Annotated in this window: 14 protein-coding genes; 10 read left to right on the plus strand and 4 right to left on the minus strand. The window is 66.5% G+C overall.

Annotated elements, in window-relative coordinates; all coding sequences use genetic code 11:
* Positions 1-11: 11 nt before the first annotated feature.
* Positions 12-2,255: a cyanophycin synthetase gene (gene cphA, locus EJI00_RS00100; protein WP_260590407.1), complete on the minus strand. Its 2,244-nt coding sequence runs from the start codon at positions 2,253-2,255 to the stop codon at positions 12-14.
* A gap of 139 nt (positions 2,256-2,394) precedes the next feature.
* Here cphA and EJI00_RS00105 point away from each other — a divergent pair, with 139 nt between their 5' ends.
* The 3 genes from EJI00_RS00105 to queC are packed head-to-tail and all read left to right on the plus strand — an operon-like array spanning position 2,395 to position 5,935.
* A complete protein-coding gene (locus EJI00_RS00105) occupies positions 2,395-4,674 on the plus strand; it encodes an ABC transporter ATP-binding protein (protein ID WP_126745439.1) in 2,280 nt (759 codons plus the stop codon).
* Positions 4,674-5,150, plus strand: a complete 477-nt coding sequence (locus EJI00_RS00110; protein WP_126745440.1) for a DUF1854 domain-containing protein — start codon at positions 4,674-4,676, stop codon at positions 5,148-5,150. Before EJI00_RS00105 ends, EJI00_RS00110 begins: the two co-directional genes overlap by 1 nt.
* A gap of 56 nt (positions 5,151-5,206) precedes the next feature.
* The gene (queC, locus tag EJI00_RS00115) at positions 5,207-5,935 is read left to right on the plus strand and encodes a 7-cyano-7-deazaguanine synthase QueC (RefSeq protein ID WP_126745441.1); all 729 of its coding nucleotides are present in this window, start codon (positions 5,207-5,209) and stop codon (positions 5,933-5,935) included.
* Here the strand turns inward: queC and EJI00_RS00120 are convergent.
* Both EJI00_RS00120 and EJI00_RS00125 read right to left on the minus strand, forming a co-directional pair.
* Positions 5,893-7,680, minus strand: coding sequence for an ABC transporter ATP-binding protein/permease (locus tag EJI00_RS00120; protein ID WP_126745442.1), 1,788 nt, complete (start codon positions 7,678-7,680; stop codon positions 5,893-5,895). The genes queC and EJI00_RS00120 overlap by 43 nt on opposite strands.
* A gap of 110 nt (positions 7,681-7,790) precedes the next feature.
* On the minus strand, positions 7,791-8,351 hold the full coding sequence (locus EJI00_RS00125; RefSeq protein WP_126745443.1) for a phosphonate degradation HD-domain oxygenase: 561 nt from the start codon (positions 8,349-8,351) through the stop codon (positions 7,791-7,793).
* Between the two features lie 227 nt (positions 8,352-8,578).
* Between EJI00_RS00125 and EJI00_RS00130 the strand changes: the two genes are divergently transcribed.
* The 7 genes from EJI00_RS00130 to EJI00_RS00155 all read left to right on the plus strand — a co-directional run bounded on the left by EJI00_RS00130 (position 8,579) and on the right by EJI00_RS00155 (position 16,323).
* The gene (locus EJI00_RS00130) at positions 8,579-9,613 is read left to right on the plus strand and encodes a putative 2-aminoethylphosphonate ABC transporter substrate-binding protein (protein WP_126745444.1); all 1,035 of its coding nucleotides are present in this window, start codon (positions 8,579-8,581) and stop codon (positions 9,611-9,613) included.
* Between the two features lie 37 nt (positions 9,614-9,650).
* Positions 9,651-10,724, plus strand: a complete 1,074-nt coding sequence (locus tag EJI00_RS00135; RefSeq protein ID WP_126745445.1) for an ABC transporter ATP-binding protein — start codon at positions 9,651-9,653, stop codon at positions 10,722-10,724.
* A 326-nt stretch (positions 10,725-11,050) separates the two neighbouring features.
* On the plus strand, positions 11,051-12,763 hold the full coding sequence (locus EJI00_RS00140; RefSeq protein WP_126745446.1) for a putative 2-aminoethylphosphonate ABC transporter permease subunit: 1,713 nt from the start codon (positions 11,051-11,053) through the stop codon (positions 12,761-12,763).
* Positions 12,763-13,914, plus strand: a complete 1,152-nt coding sequence (locus tag EJI00_RS00145) for a TIGR03364 family FAD-dependent oxidoreductase (RefSeq protein ID WP_126745447.1) — start codon at positions 12,763-12,765, stop codon at positions 13,912-13,914. The genes EJI00_RS00140 and EJI00_RS00145 overlap by 1 nt, the downstream gene beginning before the upstream one ends.
* A 13-nt stretch (positions 13,915-13,927) precedes the next feature.
* Positions 13,928-14,755, plus strand: coding sequence for a phosphonoacetaldehyde hydrolase (gene phnX / locus EJI00_RS00150; protein ID WP_126745448.1), 828 nt, complete (start codon positions 13,928-13,930; stop codon positions 14,753-14,755).
* Between the two features lie 74 nt (positions 14,756-14,829).
* Entirely contained in the window at positions 14,830-14,964 is a 135-nt protein-coding gene (locus tag EJI00_RS25295; RefSeq protein WP_260590408.1) for a hypothetical protein, read from the plus strand.
* Positions 14,965-15,066: 102 nt separating this feature from the next.
* Complete coding sequence (locus tag EJI00_RS00155) at positions 15,067-16,323, plus strand: MFS transporter (protein ID WP_126745449.1); 1,257 nt, start codon at positions 15,067-15,069, stop codon at positions 16,321-16,323.
* Between the two features lie 34 nt (positions 16,324-16,357).
* On the opposite strand, the gene EJI00_RS00160 is transcribed toward EJI00_RS00155, so the two are convergent.
* A complete protein-coding gene (locus EJI00_RS00160; protein WP_126745450.1) occupies positions 16,358-18,601 on the minus strand; it encodes a phosphocholine-specific phospholipase C in 2,244 nt (747 codons plus the stop codon).
* Between the last annotated feature and the right edge of the window lie 11 nt (positions 18,602-18,612).

Genomic DNA, 18,612 nt, shown 5'->3' on the forward strand with positions numbered 1-18,612 from the left:
GGCGGCGCGCATCAGGCAAATTGGGGTTGGGACGAAAGCGGCTGCGTCTGCGAGAGCTGCAGCGAGGCCAGCGCCGCCTGCAGGTCGGCTTCGAAAGCCTCGACACCCGCACCGATGAGGTTCAGCGGAATGCCCAGCGCCCAGGCTGCGGCCACGGCGGCCAGCAGGCTCTCGAGGCTGACGCCCGCATGCGTGGCGCGCCAGACGGTCAGGCGGCCGAGGCCGGGCAGGAACGATTCGCTGCTGCCGGTGGCCAGCACCACGCGGTCTTGCCGCACCAGCACGGCCTTGCCGCCCGCGGCCTGGTGCGCGGTGAGGGCAGGGGCCTGCGGATCGGCGGCATACAGGATGACGGAGCCGTCGCACAGCGGCGCCAGGCCCGCCACGCGCGGATCGCCCGCGTTGAGCACGGCCGTGCCTTCGGCCAGAACCACGTCGACCTGCGTGCGCAGCACCTTGACCATCTGGTCGCTTTCGGTGATGTCGTAGTCCGCCAGCGCCTCCACGCCTTCCAGGTCGGTGACGATGCCCACTTCGCAGCGGTCGTACGCAAGGCCGTCGCGCAGAATCGTTTCGGCGCCGTTCTCGATGACCACGGCTTCCACCGCGCGGTTCACGAGCAGGCGGTGGCCGGCGTCCCAGTTGGCGCTGTCGCGTGCATCGACGCGGCGGCGCTCGAGAAAGAGGCCGTCGCGGCAGGCAAGGCCGGTGTGGCGCCCGCCCAGGTTGATGACCCAGGCCACAAGCCGTGCGAGCACGGCGGTGTCCTTGGAGCCCGCGACGCCCACCACCGGAATGCGGCCCGGTGCGTCGTTGGGAAACAGGTGGTCGCAAATCGCTCGGCCCACCGGACGCGGCGAACCGACGGCCGGCTTCAGGTGCATCAGGAGGCCGGGGCCGGCATTCACTTCGACGATGGCGCCGCGCTGCGGGCCGAGCGGCTTGCCGATGTCCTGCGCCACGAGGTCGATGCCCGCAATGTCGAGACCCACCACGCGCGCGGCCAGCACGGCGGCATGCGCCACTTCAGGATGGACCTGGTCGGTGCAGTCGTTGGCCATGTTGCCGTTGCGCTGGATGGTGACCACGCGGCCGGCAGCCGGCACGGAAGCACCGTCGAGTTCCTGGCGCTTGAGCTCGAGCTGCAGCTTGGCGTCAGTGGCCAGCACGATCAGGTCGAGCGGATATTCTTCTTCAGCGCCGCGGCGCGGGTCGCTGTTGAGCTGCTTTTCGATGAGTTCGGCGACGGTGCTCTTGCCGTCGCCCGTCACGGTAATGATCTCGCCGCGCGCAGCCGCCACCACTTCGCCGCCCACCACCAGCAGGCGGTGTTCGTGGCCGCGAATGAAGCGCTCGACCATCACGTCGCTGCCTTCGGGTTCGGCCACCGCGAAAGCGGCCATGACTTCTTCGCGCGTGGTGAGTTCGAGCGACACGCCGCGGCCGTGGTTGGCGTCCGATGGCTTCACGACCACCGGCAGGCCGATGTCTTCGGCGGCTTCCCAGGCTTCTTCGGCGCTGGCCACCACTTGGCCTTCGGGCACCGGCACGCCGCAGCTCGCGAGCAGCGACTTGGTCAGTTCCTTGTCGCTGGCAATCGATTCGCCGATGGCACTGGTGTAGTCGGTCTCGGCGGTCCAGATGCGCTGCTGGTTGGCGCCGTAGCCCAGCTGCACCAGGTTGCCGCTGTTCAACCGCATGTGCGGAATGCCGCGGTCCGTGGCTGCGGACACGATGGCCGCGGTGCTCGGGCCCAGGTAGCAGTCTTCGACCTTGGCCTTGACCGCATCGACGGCCTTTTGCACGTCATCGGCGGTGAACGGGTCGTTGTTGATGGCCGCCATCAGCAGGCGGTGGCCTTCGGCGAGCGCCACCCGGGCGACCTGCTCGTCGCGCGCGCGGAACACCATGCGATAGACGCCGTGCTCCGAGGTGCTGCGGGTTTGCCCGAAACCGGTCGGCATGCCGGCCAGGTTCAAGAGCTCGATCACCACGTGTTCGAGCACGTGGCCCGACCAGGTGCCTTCGGTGAGCCGCTGGATGAAGCCGCCGCGCTCGCCCACGCCGCAGTGGTGCTCGATGAGCGCCGGCAGAAGCGTGGTCAGGCGGTCGGTAAACCCGTCGATCTTGTTGGAGGGGTAGTCTTCCAGCTGGCCCAGGTCGAGCCACACTTCGAGCACCGGACGGTAGGTCCAGAGATTGGGACCGCGCAAATAGTTGATGCGCAGCAGGCGGATGTCGTCGAAACGGGTCATGCAAACGTTCGATGTGCTTTGGCCGAGCACCACGGCGCCTTCAAGCGCGCCCATGGCAATCAGTCAGAATCGGCGCCCGACACAGGACGCCATGGCGCGGTCCCTGAGGCCCGCGACGGGCAAGAGTCAAAGAAACACAATGCAACATCACGATCCAGTCGGCACCCGGGAGGGCGAAACAGAGGCGGCATCAGACGCGCTGAAAAGCCGGCTCGCTGCCGCGGAAAACGTTCTGGTCACATTCCCGGTTGACCTCGACCAAGAACTTCTGTTTACGTTTGGCCTCGTCGCCCTGACCGACCGGCGGCTGATGGCGCTGCAACCGGGCGGGCAATGGTGTGAGTGGTCACTAGCCGATGAATCGCTTGAACTGTATCTCAACGACCATTCAGGCGTTGGAACCCTCGATCTGATCGGGGCCAAGGGTCGGCTGGCGCGCTGGCGTTACACGCTGGCCAACCAACCCGCGGCGCTGCGGCTGCTCAAGCTGTTCGGCCAGCGGGCGAACGGTGTTGTCGCTGAGGCGACAGCCGAGCCCGATGGCGACGACCCGGCCGCCGTCGACACAGAGCTGCAGACGCCCCCTTCGACATGGGTGCTGCTGCGCCTGGGCCGCTTTGCCAAGCCTTATCGCAAGCAGCTGATCGCGGGCTTCTTTCTGACCCTGATTTCGACCGCCGCGACGCTGGTGCCGCCGTACCTGACCATTCCGCTGATGGACGACATCCTGATTCCGTTCCAGAACGGGCAGAAGATCGATCCCTCCCGCGTGGCGCTGTACCTGAGCGGGCTGCTCGGTGCGGCGCTGGTCGGCTGGGGCCTGGGCTGGGCCCGCACCTATCTGCTGGCGCTGGTGTCGGAGCGCATTGGCGCCGACCTGCGCACCACCACCTACGAACACCTGCTGACGCTGCCGCTCGACTATTTCGGTGGCAAGCGCACGGGCGACCTGATGGCGCGCATCGGCTCGGAAACCGACCGCATCAACGTGTTTCTCTCGCTGCATGCGCTCGACTTTGCCAACGACGTGCTGATGATCGTGATGACTGCGGTCATCCTGGTGTCCATCAATCCGCTGCTGGCGGTGGTCACGCTGGTGCCGCTGCCCTTCATCGCCTGGATGATCCACGTGGTGCGCGACCGGCTGCGCACGGGCTTCGAGAAGATCGACCGCGTGTGGTCGGAGGTTACCAACGTGCTGGCCGACACCATTCCGGGCATTCGCGTGGTCAAGGCCTTTGCGCAAGAGCGCCGCGAAGCCGAGCGCTTTCGCATTGCCAACGTCTACAACCTGCAGGTCAACGACAAGCTCAACCGCACCTGGTCGCTGTTCACGCCCACCGTCTCGCTGCTGACCGAAATCGGCCTGCTGGTGGTGTGGGGCTTCGGCATCTGGCAGGTGGCGCGCGGCAGCATTACCGTGGGTGTGCTTACCGCCTTCATTGCGTACATCGGCCGGTTCTACACGCGGCTCGACTCCATGAGCCGCATCGTCTCGGTCACGCAAAAGGCGGCGGCGGGCGCCAAGCGCATCTTCGACATCCTGGACCACGTGAGCAACGTGCCCGAGCCCGCCAACCCGGTGAAGATCGAACGCGTGCAGGGGCGCATCGAGATGAGCGGGCTGGGCTTTCGCTACGGTTCGCGCGCGGTGATCCGCGACCTGGACCTGACCATCGAGCCCGGCGAGATGATCGGCCTGGTGGGCCACAGCGGTTCGGGCAAGAGCACGCTGGTCAACCTGATCTGCCGCTTCTACGACGTGACCGATGGCGCCATCAAGGTCGACGGCACCGACATCCGCCGCTTTGCCGTGGCCGACTACCGGCGCCACGTGGGGCTCGTGCTGCAGGAGCCGTTTTTGTTCTTCGGCACCATTGCGCAGAACATCGCCTACGGCAAGCCGGATGCCACGCGCGAAGAAATCGTGGCCGCCGCGCGCGCCGCGCATGCGCACGATTTCATCCTGCGCCTGCCACACGGCTACGACTCGCTCGTGGGCGAGCGCGGCCAAGGCCTTTCGGGCGGCGAGCGCCAGCGCATCAGCATTGCGCGCGCGCTGCTGATCGACCCGCGCATCCTCATCCTCGACGAAGCCACTTCGGCCGTGGACACCGAGACCGAGAAAGAAATCCAGAAGGCGCTCGACAACCTCGTGCAGGGCCGCACCACCATCGCCATTGCGCACCGCCTGTCGACGCTGCGCAAAGCCGACCGGCTGGTGGTAATGGACCGCGGCGAGGTGGTCGAGGTCGGTCCGCACGATGCCTTGATGGCGAAGCAGGGCGCCTACTGGCGGCTCTACCAGGCGCAACTGCGCCAGGCGGACGACGATGCGAGCGAAGGCGCTGTGGACGAACGCGCGGGCGCCCAACTGCCGTTGGTCAGCCATGCGGCGCATCCGGCGGGGGAGGCGTGATGAACGGCAACATTCCCGTCTTCAATCTCGAGCGCGATGCCTTCGGCCGCCTGGTGTTGACCGACGCCGAAGGCGAACGCCACGTGGGCGTGACACCCGTGCGCGCCTTTCCGCTCAGCGCGCCCGGAGAGGGCGTGTCGCTGGTCGGCAGCGAGGGCCGCGAACTGGTCTGGATCGATCGCGTCGAGGTCTTGCCGGCGGAAACGCGCACGTTGCTCGAGCAAGAGCTGGCGGTGCGCGACTTCGCGCCTACGCTGCTGAAGCTGCACGGCGTCTCGAGCTTCGGCGTGCCCAGTACCTGGACCGTGAGCACCGACCGCGGCGAAACCAGCTTCGTGCTCAAGGCCGAGGAAGACATCCGCCGGCTCGAGGGTGGCGCACTGCTGATTGCCAGCGCCCACGGCGTGCAGTTCCGCATTCCCGACGCGAAGGCGCTCGACCGCCCCTCGCGCAAGCTGCTCGAGCGCTTTCTCTAGCAGGCTGCGAAAATCAGGGCTTTTGTACCCGCGACGCCCACTGCCGCCGAAGAGAAATGCCCCTGCACACCACCGCCCTCGTCCTGTTCTCCGGTGGTCAGGACTCGACCACCTGCCTCGCGGACGCGCTCTTCAAGTACCAGCGCGTCGAAACGCTGGGCTTCGACTACGGCCAGCGGCACCGCGTGGAGCTCGACGTGCGCGGCACCATCCTTTCGAAGATGCGCGAGCGCTTTCCAGACTGGGCGCCGCGCCTGGGCGAAGACCACGTGCTCACGCTCGCCGCACTGGCGCAGCTCGGCGGCTCATCGCTCACCGAAGAGGTGGCGTTCGAAATGCAGGCCGACGGCCTGCCCAACACCTTCGTGCCCGGCCGCAACCTGCTGTTTCTTACGCTTGCCGGCGCGCTGGCCTACCGGCGCGGCCTGCAGGTGATCGTTACCGGTGTCTGCGAGACCGACTTCTCGGGCTACCCCGACTGCCGCGACGACACCATGAAGGCGATGCAGCTCGCACTTTCGCTCGGGCTGGAGCGCCGCATGGTCATCGAGACGCCGCTGATGTGGATCGACAAGGCCGAAACCTGGCAGATGGCGCACCGCCTCGGCGGCGAGCCGCTGGTCGACCTGATCGTGGAAGAAACCCACACCTGCTACCTTGGCGACCGCGAACATCGCCAGGCCTGGGGCTACGGCTGCGGTGAGTGCCCCGCTTGCGACTTGCGCAAGAAGGGGTGGGAGCGCTACGCGGCAACGCTGCCTGCCGGCGTCACCTCCACGCGGTAGCGCGCGGCGGCGCCCTCTGCTTCAGGCACCAGCGTCCAGCGCTGGGTGTGGAACTCGCCAACGGCTGCGCGGTGCGCAATGGAAACCATGGCGCCGTTTTTGTTGCGCACCATTTCCGAAAGCCGCTGATATAGCGTGTGCTCGGCTGGCCCGTCCAGCGCACTGCTGATCTCGTCCGCGAAAACCCAGCGCGGCTTCTTCAGCAGCACGCGCGCTATCGCAAGCCGCTGCTGTTCACCGCCCGAGAGCTTCTGGCTCCAGGCGTCGCTGTCGTCCAGCCGGGCGGCCAAGTCAGGCAGCAGCGCGTCGGCCAGGGCCTGGCGCAGCTCGGCGTCACTGTACTTGGCGGCATCTTCGGGATAGGCCAGCGCCTGGCGCAGCGGTCCGTTGGGCACGTACGGCCGCTGTGGCAAGAACATTGCGTCCGCCGGCACCTGTACCTTGCCGCTTCCGAACGGCCAGATGCCCGCAAAGGCGCGGAACAGCGTGGACTTGCCGCTGCCCGATGGGCCCTGCACCAGCACGCTGTCGCCGGCTGCGGCCGAAAGCGCTGCATTCGCGAGCAGCGGCTTGCTGCCACCCGGCAGGCTCAGCGAGAGGCCGTCGGTGCGCAGCACTTCTGCATCGCTGCGTTCGAAGGCGTTCGTTTTTTCGGCATGCGCACGGATCGCGTCGTCGAAGCTTGTGAGCCGGTCGGCCGTCGCGCGCCACGAAGCCACGTTGTCGTAGTTGTCGACGAACCAGCTCAGCGCGTCCTGCACCTTGCCGAAGGCCGACGAGATCTGCATCAGTTGCCCCAGCTGGATTGCGCCGCTGAAGAAGCGCGGTGCCGCCACCACGAACGGGAAGATCACTGCAGCCTGGCCAAAAAAGGCGGTGAAGGTCACGAGGTTCTTCTGCTGCTTGATGAGCGCGAGATAGTTGCGCAACACCGCGCCAAAGCGGAGGTCGAGCTGGCCGCGTTCCACCGTCTCACCCCGATCGAGGGCGATTGCCTCGCTGTATTCGCGCACACGCACCAGGTGGTGCCGGAAGTCAGCCTCGAAGCGCTGCTGGCGAAAGTTCAGCCCGATCAGCGGCCGCCCGATGTAGTGGGTGATCACGGTGCCGACCACGCAGTAGACAAGCGCGAGCCAGACCATCGAGCCGGCAATTTCGTAGGTGCTGCCGCCAATCGGCAGCGCCGTGGTGCCTGACAGGCCCCAGAGAATGCCCACGAAGCTGATCAGCGTGACCACGGCGTTCAGCAGCCCCATCGAGAGCGTCATGGTCGCGGCCGTGAAGAGCTGCATGTCTTCCTGGATGCGCTGGTCCGGATTGTCGGGCGTGGCGTTGTCGCTCTTGGCGTAGCGTGCGAGCTCCAGCTCGTAGAACGTGCGGTTGGCCATCCAGCGGCCGAGATAGTTGCGCGTGATCCAGGCGCGCCAGCGCAACTGCAGCAACTGGGTCACGTAGAACTTGAGCACCTGCAGCGCGATATTGAAGAAGGCAAGTACGCAGAACACGCGGACTTCGCGCCAGAACACGTCGGCGTCCTTGTTCTGCAGGCCGTCGTAGAAGCGGCCATACCACTGGTTGAAAAGCACCAGCGCATAAACGTAGGCCAGGTTGAGAGCCACGATCGCCGCGAACATGAGCCGCGCACGCCACTTCTCCTCGGACCGAAAGTAGGGCGCCGCGAGCGCTAAGACGCGGCGCAGCACCTGGACGAAGGTTTTGGCGCGTTCGTTGACGGAAGGAGACATGCGGGGTTTTCCTCGGAGGCGCTTGCGCGCGGAGATCTTGAGGAAGCCATCCTAGACAAATTTCTTAAGCCGGCCTGAAGTCGCGCCCCAAGCCGGCAATGCCGCGTGCCTCAATGCAGCATGACCCGCGCCGCAGTCTGCAGAAAGTGCGTGAGCGGCGGCGTCTCGAGTCCGGCCACCTTGGCCTCTTCGTCCCAGAGCCGCAGCCGGATCGCATCGCCCGACCAGGGGTGGTCGGCAAAGCGCCGCGCGGCTTCAGTGGTCATCGGTCCGCCCTGCAGTGCCAGGCTGCGCACCGAATCGGGCGAAAGCCGCGCGAAGTAGTCGGGCCGGGTCGCGCAAAGATAGCGCTTGGCATCCACATGCAGGCGGATCGGTTCGCGCACCTCCAGCCCGAAGGCGCCGCGCAGCACCGGCATGGCAATGTATTGGTGCCGGTCGTCGATGCCCAGCTCGGTGGGGGAGCGCGAGAGCGTCTGGTGCTCTGCGATCAGCAGGTGGCCAAGGTCATGCAGCAGCGAGGCCGTGACCAGCGCATCGTCCGCGCCGGCCTGCTCGGCCAGCCAGGCGCATTGCAGCGCATGTTCGAGCTGCGACACCGGCTCGCCCGCATATGCGACGCCGCCCCGTTCGGCGAACAGGCGGGTGATCTCGGCGAGGTCGAGTGTCATGGCTCTGAAACAAAAGGCGGAAAGCGCAGGCGGCAGTGCGCGAGCTTCGGGCATTGCGGTGACAAGGGCATGACGAAGCCCTGCAAACACCATGCCGGAGCGCGCCTTCTGACAAATGCCTGTCACACGCCGCTGCCAGCATCGCCGCGTTCATGGCGCTTGCCGTGCGTACTTTTTTCTTCCGCATTCCTTTCCGCTTCGTCTTCTTTTCCTTCCGAGGTATCCCCATGCTGCGTCGTTCTATCCGCTGGGCCGCCGTGCCGGCCGCTCTGCTCTCGCTGGCCTTTGCCGCTTCGGCCCAGGGCCGCACCGAGCTGCTGGTGTACACCGCGCTCGAGGCCGACCAGGTACAGGCCTACAAGGCCGCCTTCGAAAAGGAGAACCCGGCCATCGAACTGAAGTTCGTGCGCGACTCCACCGGCATCGTCACCGCCAAGCTGCTGGCCGAAAAGGCCAACCCGCAGGCCGACGTGGTGTGGGGCCTGGCCGCCACCTCGCTGATGCTGCTCGACAAGGAAGGCATGCTGCAGCCCTATGCGCCCAAGGGCCTGGACGCCATCAAGCCCACGATGCGCGATGCGGCCAACCCGCCCAAGTGGGTGGGCATGGACGTGTGGTCGTCGGCCATCTGCTTCAACACCGCCGAAGCCACGAAGAAGAGCCTGCCCAAGCCCACCAGCTGGGCCGACCTGACCAACCCGGTCTACAAGGGCCAGATCACCATGCCCAACCCGGCGGCGTCGGGCACCGGCTACCTGATGGTGTCGGGCTGGATCCAGATGATGGGCGAAGAAAAGGCGTGGAAGTACATGGACGCGCTGCACCAGAACATCGGCATCTACAGCCAATCGGGCAGCAAGCCCTGCCGCCAGGCTGGTGCGGGCGAGTTCGCGCTTGGCATGTCGTTCGAATACCGCGCCAACAAGACCAAGCGCGACGGCGCTCCCATCGACATCGTGCTGCCCAAGGAAGGCCTGGGCTGGGACATGGAAGCCACCGGCATCCTGAAGACCAGCAAGAAGCAGGAAGCAGCCAAGGCGCTCGCCGACTGGGCCGTGACCAAGCAGGCCAACGAGCTGTATGCCAAGAACTTTGCCGTGCTCGCGCTGCCGGGCATCCAGGAAAAGCTGGAGTTTGTGCCGGGCGACGTGGAGAAGCTGCTCGCCAAGAACGACTTCGCCTGGGCCGCAGCCAACCGCGACCGCATCCTGACGGAATGGTCGAAGCGCTACGAATCCAAGTCGGAAAAGAAGCCGATGTGATCGGGCTTGAGAACAGCACCAGCTTCAGCCCCAGCAGATGACCAGCTTTCTTTCTCTTCGCGGCATTGGCAAGTCCTATGGCGCCACGCGCGTGCTCGACGGCATCGACCTCGACATCGAACCCGGCGAGTTCGTGTGCCTGCTCGGACCCTCGGGCTGCGGCAAGACGACGCTGCTGCGCATCGTGTGCGGCATCGAGCGCGCCGACAGCGGGCAGATCCTGCTCGGCGGGCAAGACATCGCGGGCCTGCCGCCCGCGGCGCGCGGCTTCGGCGTGGTGTTCCAGTCGTATGCGTTGTTCCCCAACCTCACAGCCGCGCAGAACATTGCCTACGGTCTGCATCCCACAGGCGCACTGGCGCGCGAGATGGCCAAGCGCTCGCGCGAGATGCTGGATCTGGTCGGGCTGGCGGCGCATGCCGACAAGTACCCGGTGCAGCTTTCGGGCGGCCAGCAGCAGCGTGTGGCATTGGCCCGCGCACTGGCACCCAACCCGCGCCTGCTGCTCTTGGACGAACCGTTGTCGGCACTCGACGCGCAGGTGCGCGCAAGCCTGCGAAGCGAGATCCGTTCGCTGCAGAAGCGCCTCGGCATCGTCACCATCATGGTCACGCACGACCAGGAAGAAGCCCTTTCGATGGCCGACCGCGTGGTGCTGATGCACAACGGCCGCATCGAGCAGGCCGGCACACCCGACGAGCTCTACCGCCAGCCGCGCACGCGCTTCGTGGCGGGCTTCGTCGGCCGCATGAACATGTTGCCCGCCACGGTGCTGGCCGATGGCAAGGTGCGTGTGCGCGACAGCGAGTTGTTCTGCGCGCCGGGCAGCCTGAGCGTCGGTGCGCAGGCCACAGTGGGCATTCGGCCCGAGCATGTGGTGGTCAAGCGCTTCGGTTCCGAACTCGGCGCCAACAGTTTTGCGGCGCGGCTTTTGGACACGGAGTTCTTCGGCAACCGTACCTCGGCCCGCCTGGCTTGCGAGCCGTTGGGTATCGAGATCGAGGCCGAGCTGCCGGCCGATGCGCGGGGCGACGGCGGGGAGCCGTTGGTGCCCAGCAGCATGGTGCATATCCAGTTGCCTTTGAATGCGCTGTCTGTTTTGGCGCATTGAATGAGTGCTTGCTTTCTGATTGCGGTGGGTCGTTCAGGGCGCGCTCCCGCCGACGGGGTACCTTTCTCCGCGAATGTCCCCCGGCCTGCGGCCTCCTCCTTTATTTCGCTGCGCAAGGCACCCCGCCAGCGGGTGCGTTGCAAAGAGCGGTCGTTGATCAACGGTACACCAGCAGCGTGCCCAAGTGCACAGGGCATCGGGTGCTCCGCGCAGCGAAATAAAGGAGGAGGGCGAAGCCCGGGGGACATTCGCGGAGGGGAGTACCCGGTGGCCTTTGCACCCCTCACCGAACTCAACCACGGTCGAGCAGGCCGCGCCGTGTCCAGATGAGCGCCACCCCCAACAGTGCCGTGATCCCTCTGGCACCGGCACGCAGCAGCGCATTCGACCGCGAGCGCTGGCTCACAGGCGCCGCCGTGTGGCTGGTCGTGTTGCTGCTGGTGGTAATCGTCGCGCTGCCCGTCGGCGCACTCGTCGGCCAGAGCTTCTTCGATCGCACCGGCGTGTTCGTCGGCCTGGCCAACTTTGCGCGCTACCTCGAGAACCCCGCACTGGTGCAGTCGGCTTTCAACAGCCTGGGGCTCGCGGCGATCAGCGCTGTGATCTGCACGGCCATTGCCTATGTGTACGCCTATGGACTCACGCTCTCTTGCATGCCGGCCAAGGGCGTGCTGCGTGCGGTGGCGCTCATTCCGTTGCTTGCGCCTTCGCTGTTGCCGGCCATCAGCCTGGTCTATCTGTTCGGCAACCAGGGGATCTTCAAGGGGCTGCTGGGCGATGTGTCGATCTATGGCCCGCTGGGCATTGTGCTGGGGTCGGTGTTCTGGACGCTGCCGCATGCCCTGCTGATTCTCACCACTGCCATGGCCACTTCCGATGGCCGGCTCTACGAAGCAGCGCAGACGCTCGGCGCCTCGCGCTGGCGCATCTTCCGCACGGTGACGCTGCCGTCCTCTCGCTACGGTCTCATCGTGGCCGCGATGGTGGTGTTTGTGCTGGTCATCACGGACTTCGGCGTACCCAAGGTCGTGGGCGGGCAGACTGGCGTGCTTGCTACCGACATCTACAAGCAGGTGGTCGGGCAGCAGAATTTTCAGATGGGCGCGGTGGTCGGCCTGGTGCTGCTGATTCCGGCGGTGCTGTCGTTTCTGGTCGAGCGGCACGTGCGAAGCAAACAGGCTGCGGCGCTCTCGGCGCGCGCCACGCCTTACCGGCCCGAGCCCGTCAAAACGCGAGACCGTGCGCTGCTGGTGTTCTGCGTGCTTACGGCCTGCGCCATTCTCGTGATGATCGGCATGGCGGTGTTCGCGTCGCTCGCCACTTACTGGCCCTACAAGCTCGCGCCGTCTCTCAAGAACTACGACTTCGGCAACATGGACGGCGGCGGCTGGGGCAGCTACTTCAATTCGCTGCGGCTTGCCGTGTGTGCCGCGGTGGCGGGTGCGTTCGTTACCTTCATTTCGGCCTACCTGGTCGAGAAGCCGCGCCACTTCGGCCTGCCGCGCGAGTTGCTCAATCTGCTGGCCAACCTGCCGCTCGCGGTGCCGGGGCTGGTGCTCGGCGTGGGCTACATCTTCTTCTTCATCTCGCCCTCGAACCCGCTGCGCGCCATCTACGGCAGCATGACCATCCTCGTCGTGTGCACCGTGGCGCATTTCTTCTCGGTGGCGCACCTCACTTCGCTCACTGCGCTGCGCCAGCTCGACCGCGAATACGAGCTGGTGTCCGAATCGATGGGCGTTCCTTTCTGGCGCACGCTCTGGCGCGTGCACCTGCCGGTGTCGTTGCCCACCGTGCTCAACGTGGGCGGCTATTTCTTCGTCAACGCGATGACGACCGTGTCGGCCGTCGTGTTCTTGTACTCGCCGCAGACCACGCTGGCCGCCATTGCCGTGCTCAACATGGACGATGCCGGCGACGTGGCGCCCGCCGCCGCCATGGCCTCGCTGATCATGCTCACGGCCACTGTCGGCCGCGGCGTGTTCGCGCTGGCCGGGCACTGGGCGCTTGCGCGAACCCAAACCTGGAGAAACCGGTAATGCCCGGACCTCGAATCGACAGCAGCAACAAGAGCAAAGACAGCTTCGACGTGATCGTCGTCGGTGCCGGCATCGTGGGCATGTCCCACGCCTATACGGCAGCCCTGCGCGGCCTCAAGGTGTGCGTGGTCGAGCGCGATGCGGCCTGCATCGGCGCGTCGATCCGCAACTTCGGTTTCATCACCATCACCGGCCAGGCACCGGGCGACACCTGGCGCCGCGCGATGCACGCCCGCGAGGTCTGGCAGCACATCGCACCGCAGGCCGGCATCGACATCGTTCACCGCAACCTCTGTCTCGCGGCCTACCGCAGCGAAGCGCACGATGTGCTCGAGGCCTTCATGCGAACCCCGATGGGCGAAGGCTGCGAGCTGCTCGATGCGGCCGACGCGCAGGCCAAGGCGCCGGCGCTGAGCCTGGCCGATGCACGCTCGGTGCTGTTCAGCCCGCACGAGCTGCGCGTGGAATCACGCACGGCCATCGGCCTGCTCGCCAAATGGCTGGCCGAAGTGCATGGCGTGGTGTTCCGCTTCGGTGAAACCGTGCACGAAGTTGAAACGCCGCGCGTGCGCACTTCTCGCGGCACGCTGCACGGGGAGCGCGTGGTGGTGTGCACCAACACCGATCTGCACGGTTTGTTTGCCGACCGCATTGCCGCGCACGCGCTCACGCTGTGCCGGCTGCAGATGCTGCGCGTCAAGCCGGAGGCCGGCTTTCGGCTGCCGGGCTCTGTGATGATGGACCTGAGCCTGGTGCGCTACGAGGGCTACAGCACCTTGCCCGAAGCCGCCGCCTTGCGCACGCGGCTGCAGGAGGAAGAGGCCGCTTCGCTCGCGCACGGCATTCACCTCATCGTGGTGCAGAGTGCCGACGGCTCCCTGGTGGTCGGCGACTCGCATCATTACGGCGATGCGCCCGAGCCGTTTGCGATGGAAGAAGTCGACCAGCTCATCCTTCGCCACCTGCGCAGCACGCTCGATCTCGAAACCGCACAAGTTACCGAACGGTGGACCGGCGTCTATCCCTCGTCGAAGAGCGCGCCCTGTGTGATCGATGCGCCCGCCGACGCGACGCGCGTGGTGCTGGTCACCAGCGGCACCGGCGCGAGCACCGGCTTCGGCATTGCGCACGACGTCTTCGAGACATGGTGATCAACCCCTTTTTATGAACGCCCACAACCACTCCAAGCTCCAGGCCGTCGTCTTCGACTGGGCCGGCACCATCATCGACTTCGGGTCCTGCGCGCCCATGGGTGCCTTCGTGAAGCTGTTCGAGCAGTTCGGCGTGAACATCACCATCGCCGAGGCACGCGGCCCCATGGGCATGGCGAAGTGGGACCACATCAAGGCGCTGGGCACGCTGCCGCGCATTGCGTCGCAATGGAAGGCTGCGCAGGGCCATGCCTTCAACGATGCCGATGTCGACCACCTCTACGAAGTATTCACACCGATGAACGCGGCCAGCGTGCGCGACCATGCGGGCTTCATTCCCGGCGCGCTGGAGGCCGTGAACGCCGCGCGCGAACGCGGCCTCAAGATTGGCTCGACCACCGGCTACAACCGCCCGATCATGGAAGTGGTGGCGCCCATTGCCGCGGCCGGCGGCTATGCGCCCGACAACCTCGTGTGCGCCGGCGACCTTGCCGAGGGCCGCCCATCGCCGCTCATGATGTACCGCTGCTTTGCCGACCTGGGCGTGTGGCCGCCGCACACGGTGGTCAAGGTCGACGACACCGGTGTGGGACTTCAGGAGGGCCTCAATGCCGGCACCTGGGCCGTGGGCCTAGCGGTAAGCGGCAATGCGGTCGGACTCACGCTCGCCGAATGGCAGGCGCTCGATGCTGCACAGCAGCAGGAACACCGAGAACGGGCTACCGCGCAGCTACGGGCTGCAGGCGCGCACTATGTGATCGACAGCGTCGCCGACCTGCCCAATGTGCTCGAGGATATCGAGCGCCGTCTGCATGGCGGCGAGCGGCCGGCTGCCGCCTGATGGTTCGATGATGCCGCGCGGCACGGCGCGGCATCCGACTTGACTTGCCTTGCAGCGGGCATAGCATCCGCCGCATGAGAAGCACAGCCTTCGTTCTTCTGTTCTGCATCGGCCTGGTGACGGCCGGCTGCAACGACAAGCCCAAGCCGGGTGGGCCGATGCCCAAGGCTTCGGCGAATGTCGTAGTGCCGGCACTGTCCGCGGGCTGATTCGCCGCATCGGGCGCCAGGCGGCAGCGCGCCGCCGGGCTTTGCGCGCTCGCGTCCATGCGTCTTCGCATCCGGGGGTATTCTCGGTGCGGAGAAAAAACAATGAAGACACGCGAGACAACCATCCATCAAGCCGATTCGCGCTATGCCATGCTGCGGCTCGGCATCACCCTGCTGGTCATGACGGTCGGCAGCAGCGGCATGTACGTGGTGTCGGTGATGCTGCCCGCCGTGCAGGCCGAGTTCGGTGTCGCGCGCGCCGATGCTTCGCTGCCGTACACCCTGCTGATGCTCGGCTTCGGCATGGGTGGTGTGCTGATGGGGCGGCTGGCCGATCGCTTCGGCGTGATGTGGCCCTTGCTGATCGGTGCGCTGAGCCTCGGTGCCGGCTATGTCGCATGCGGCATGGCCGACAGCATCGTCGCCTTCATCGCGGCGCAAGCGGTGCTGGTCGGGCTGCTGGGCAGTGCCGCGGCTTTTGCGCCGCTGGTGGCGGACACCTCGCTCTGGTTCGTCAAGCGGCGCGGCATTGCGGTGGCGGTGTGCGCAAGCGGCAACTATGTGGCCGGCGCCATCTGGCCGCCCATTGCGCAGCACTTCATCGAGGCGGTCGGCTGGCGCCAGACCTACATCGGCATGGGCATTTTCTGCGGGCTTGCGATGGCGGCGCTCGCGCTGTTCTTCCGTGCACGGCCGCCGGCATTGGCCGCCACGCCGACGGGCGCGGCATCCAGTAGCGCAGCGCCGATGCGCGACATGACGCGGCCCTTCGGCCTCAGCATGGGCACGGCCCAGGGCCTGCTGTGCGTGGCGGGCGTGGCCTGCTGCGTGGCCATGGCGATGCCGCAGGTCCACATCGTGGCCTATTGCGGCGACCTCGGCTACGGCGCCGCGCGGGGTGCGCAGATGCTGTCGCTGATGCTGGGCTTCGGCGTGGTGAGCCGGCTGGTGTCGGGCGCCATCTGCGATCGCATCGGCGGGCTGCGAACACTGCTGCTGGGCGGCGTGCTGCAGTGCGTGGCGCTGCTGCTCTTCCTGCCGTTCGACGGGCTGGTGCCGCTGTATGTGATCTCGGCGTTGTTCGGCCTGTTCCAGGGCGGGCTTGTGCCGTCTTACGCCATCATCGTGCGCGAGCACTTTCCGCCCGCGGAAGCAGGCGCGCGCGTGGGCACGGTGCTGATGTTCACGCTTTTCGGCATGGCGCTGGGCGGCTGGATGTCGGGCAAGATCTTCGACCTGACCGGCAGCTACCACGCGGCGTTCCTGAACGGCATTGGCTGGAACCTGCTGAACGTCAGCATCGCGGCGCTGCTGACGTTCAGGGTTCGCAAGCTGTGGCTTCGCAGCGCGGCGGCGTAGCGCGCAACCCCCCGCCGCTGCGATCCAAGGCTCGTCAGAGGTCTGACAGGCCCATCGCCGGATCGCTCACCGTGTGCTTGCCGGTTTCCACTCGGCCGGCAAAGCGGCGCAGGTAGCCGGGGTCGGCATCGCAGGTGACTGCGAAGTCGTACCACTGGCCGCTGGTGGCGAGCTCCCAATGCTGTTCGGCCGCGGCGCCGCCGTCGATTGTTGCAACCCACGGGCCATCGCTGCGGTAAGCCTTGGCGCTCACAGTGAACTTGCAGCTCTTTGTTCCGCCGTTGCGCATGTCGAGGTACACGTTGCCGTTGGCAATGTCGTAGCACACACGCACTTCAGGGATCGCGCCGCTGGTGCGCAGCGCGTCCAGGTTGCCCTTGAAATGGCGGTGAAAGCCGTTGGGGCCAAGCACCCACAGGTCGTAGAAGCCGCTGTTGTCGACGGCCGAATTCCAGGTGTCGTCGAGCGTCTTGCCGGCTTCCACCGTGTAGCGGCGCGGCAGGCGGCCGAGGTTGAGCTTGTCGTACACGTGGAACACCGCGCCCGCCTTGCCCGTGTTCGAGAACAGCAATTGCACCGTACCGGCCGCCGCGTCGGCGCGCGCGCTGGCATGCAGCTCGTACGGCAGCGCGCGCGAGGGGCGGGTGCCGGTCGGTTGGCGCGGCAGCTGCGGGTCGATCGGTAGCGGCACCTGGCCCAGCGCCTCCTGGCTCAGCCGGAGCTGGTCGGCCTGGTCGCGGGTGCTGCGGCCCGCCAGCGTGGGCAGAGGCTCGTCGTTCGGGTTGGCAAAGTTGAAGGCGCTGGTGAGGTCGCCGCACACCGCGCGCCGGAACGCGCCGATGTTCGCCTCCTTCACGCCGAAGCGCGCTTCGATGAAGCGGATCACCGACGTGTGATCGAAGGCCTGCGAATTCACCCAGCCGCCGCGGCTCCATGGCGAGATCACGTACATCGGCACGCGCGGGCCGGGGCCATACACGCGGCCGTCGGGCGCAGGCTGCTTGGTGCTGCCGGGCGGCGCCGCCTGGGTGAAGTATTCAGGGGCCAGGTCCGCAGCGGGCAGCGTGGTCTTGCCGGCAATGGTGCCGTCGCCGACCGGCGATGGTGCCGAAGGCGAGGGCACATGGTCGAAGTAGCCGTCGTTCTCGTCGAAGTTGACGAGCAGCACGGTCTTGCTCCAGACCTCGGGCACGGCCGTGAGTGCGTCCAGCACCTCTTGCAGGAACCATGCGCCTTGCACCGGGCTCGACGGGCCCGGGTGCTCGCAGTAGATCGACGGCGCATTCATCCAGCACACCTGGGGCAGCTTGCCTTCGCGGATGTCGCGCCTGAAGGCGTCGAGGTAGTCCTCGGGCCGGGTGCCCGGCAGCGTGTTGGCCACGCCCTTGTAGAGCGGGCTCTTCGCGTCGTCGGTCGCGCGGTCGTAGGCGCGGTAGGGCAGCGGCTGGCCGGTGTTGGCATAGGGCGTGTTCGGCTTGCCGCCGCTGGACACCGGAAAACCTGAGTCGAGGTTGGCCTGGCGGAACTGGCGGAACGCACCCAGCATGTTGTCGCCCCATTCGTCGGGCATGTTCTGGTAGCTGATCCAGCGCACGCCGGCTTCTTCGAGCCGCTCGGCATAGGTCTTCCATGTGTAGCCGGTGTTCACCGACTCGGGGCGCCCGTCGATCCAGTCCCACTCGTTGGTGACGAAGGCGGTGCCGTTGGCGGTCGCACCGTTGGTGCCGGTGAGATGGAAGGCCCGGTTCGCATCGGTGCCGGTGTGCATGCTGCAGTGGTACGCATCGCAGAGCGTGAAGGCGTTGGCCAGCGCAAACTGGAACGGAATTTCCGCCTCCTTGTGGTAGCCCATGGCCTTGGTGGTCTTGTAGCGCGGCCACTGGTACATGCGGCCGCCGTCCCAGGCGTTCTGGCTGTCTGCCCAGTCGTGGGGCGTGCCGCCGTCGCGCTGTGCGTTGCCCTTGCGGCTGTCCAGGTGGTAGGGCAGCACCAGCTTTCCGCTGGCGTCGGTCTGCTGCCACACGTTCAGGCCCTTGGGCAGCGGAATGGTGAAGCGGTCGCCGAAGCCGCGCACGCCCATGAGCGTGCCGAAGTAGTGGTCGAACGAACGGTTCTCCTGCATCAGGATGACGATGTGCTCGACGTCCTGGATGGTGCCGGTCTTGTTGTTGGCGGGAATGGCCAGCGCACGGCGAATGCTCGGCGGAAAGGCCGAGACCGCGAGCACCGCGGCGCCCGTGGTGGCAGCGCCTGTGAGAAATCTGCGGCGTGAGTTCATTGCGCGTGCAG

The organism is Variovorax sp. DXTD-1 (assembly GCF_003984625.1).
Lineage (GTDB): Bacteria > Pseudomonadota > Gammaproteobacteria > Burkholderiales > Burkholderiaceae_C > Variovorax.

Excerpts from the sequence above, each read along its gene's own strand:
- cphA (WP_260590407.1), bottom strand. The coding sequence starts at position 2,255 with ATGACCCGTTTCGACGACATCCGCCTGCTGCGCATCAACTATTTGCGC.
- EJI00_RS00105 (WP_126745439.1), top strand. The coding sequence starts at position 2,395 with ATGCAACATCACGATCCAGTCGGCACCCGGGAGGGCGAAACAGAGGCG.
- EJI00_RS00110 (WP_126745440.1), top strand. The coding sequence starts at position 4,674 with ATGAACGGCAACATTCCCGTCTTCAATCTCGAGCGCGATGCCTTCGGC.
- queC (WP_126745441.1), top strand. The coding sequence starts at position 5,207 with ATGCCCCTGCACACCACCGCCCTCGTCCTGTTCTCCGGTGGTCAGGAC.
- EJI00_RS00120 (WP_126745442.1), bottom strand. The coding sequence starts at position 7,680 with ATGTCTCCTTCCGTCAACGAACGCGCCAAAACCTTCGTCCAGGTGCTG.
- EJI00_RS00125 (WP_126745443.1), bottom strand. The coding sequence starts at position 8,351 with ATGACACTCGACCTCGCCGAGATCACCCGCCTGTTCGCCGAACGGGGC.
- EJI00_RS00130 (WP_126745444.1), top strand. The coding sequence starts at position 8,579 with ATGCTGCGTCGTTCTATCCGCTGGGCCGCCGTGCCGGCCGCTCTGCTC.
- EJI00_RS00135 (WP_126745445.1), top strand. The coding sequence starts at position 9,651 with ATGACCAGCTTTCTTTCTCTTCGCGGCATTGGCAAGTCCTATGGCGCC.
- EJI00_RS00140 (WP_126745446.1), top strand. The coding sequence starts at position 11,051 with ATGAGCGCCACCCCCAACAGTGCCGTGATCCCTCTGGCACCGGCACGC.
- EJI00_RS00145 (WP_126745447.1), top strand. The coding sequence starts at position 12,763 with ATGCCCGGACCTCGAATCGACAGCAGCAACAAGAGCAAAGACAGCTTC.
- phnX (WP_126745448.1), top strand. The coding sequence starts at position 13,928 with ATGAACGCCCACAACCACTCCAAGCTCCAGGCCGTCGTCTTCGACTGG.
- EJI00_RS25295 (WP_260590408.1), top strand. The coding sequence starts at position 14,830 with ATGAGAAGCACAGCCTTCGTTCTTCTGTTCTGCATCGGCCTGGTGACG.
- EJI00_RS00155 (WP_126745449.1), top strand. The coding sequence starts at position 15,067 with ATGAAGACACGCGAGACAACCATCCATCAAGCCGATTCGCGCTATGCC.
- EJI00_RS00160 (WP_126745450.1), bottom strand. The coding sequence starts at position 18,601 with ATGAACTCACGCCGCAGATTTCTCACAGGCGCTGCCACCACGGGCGCC.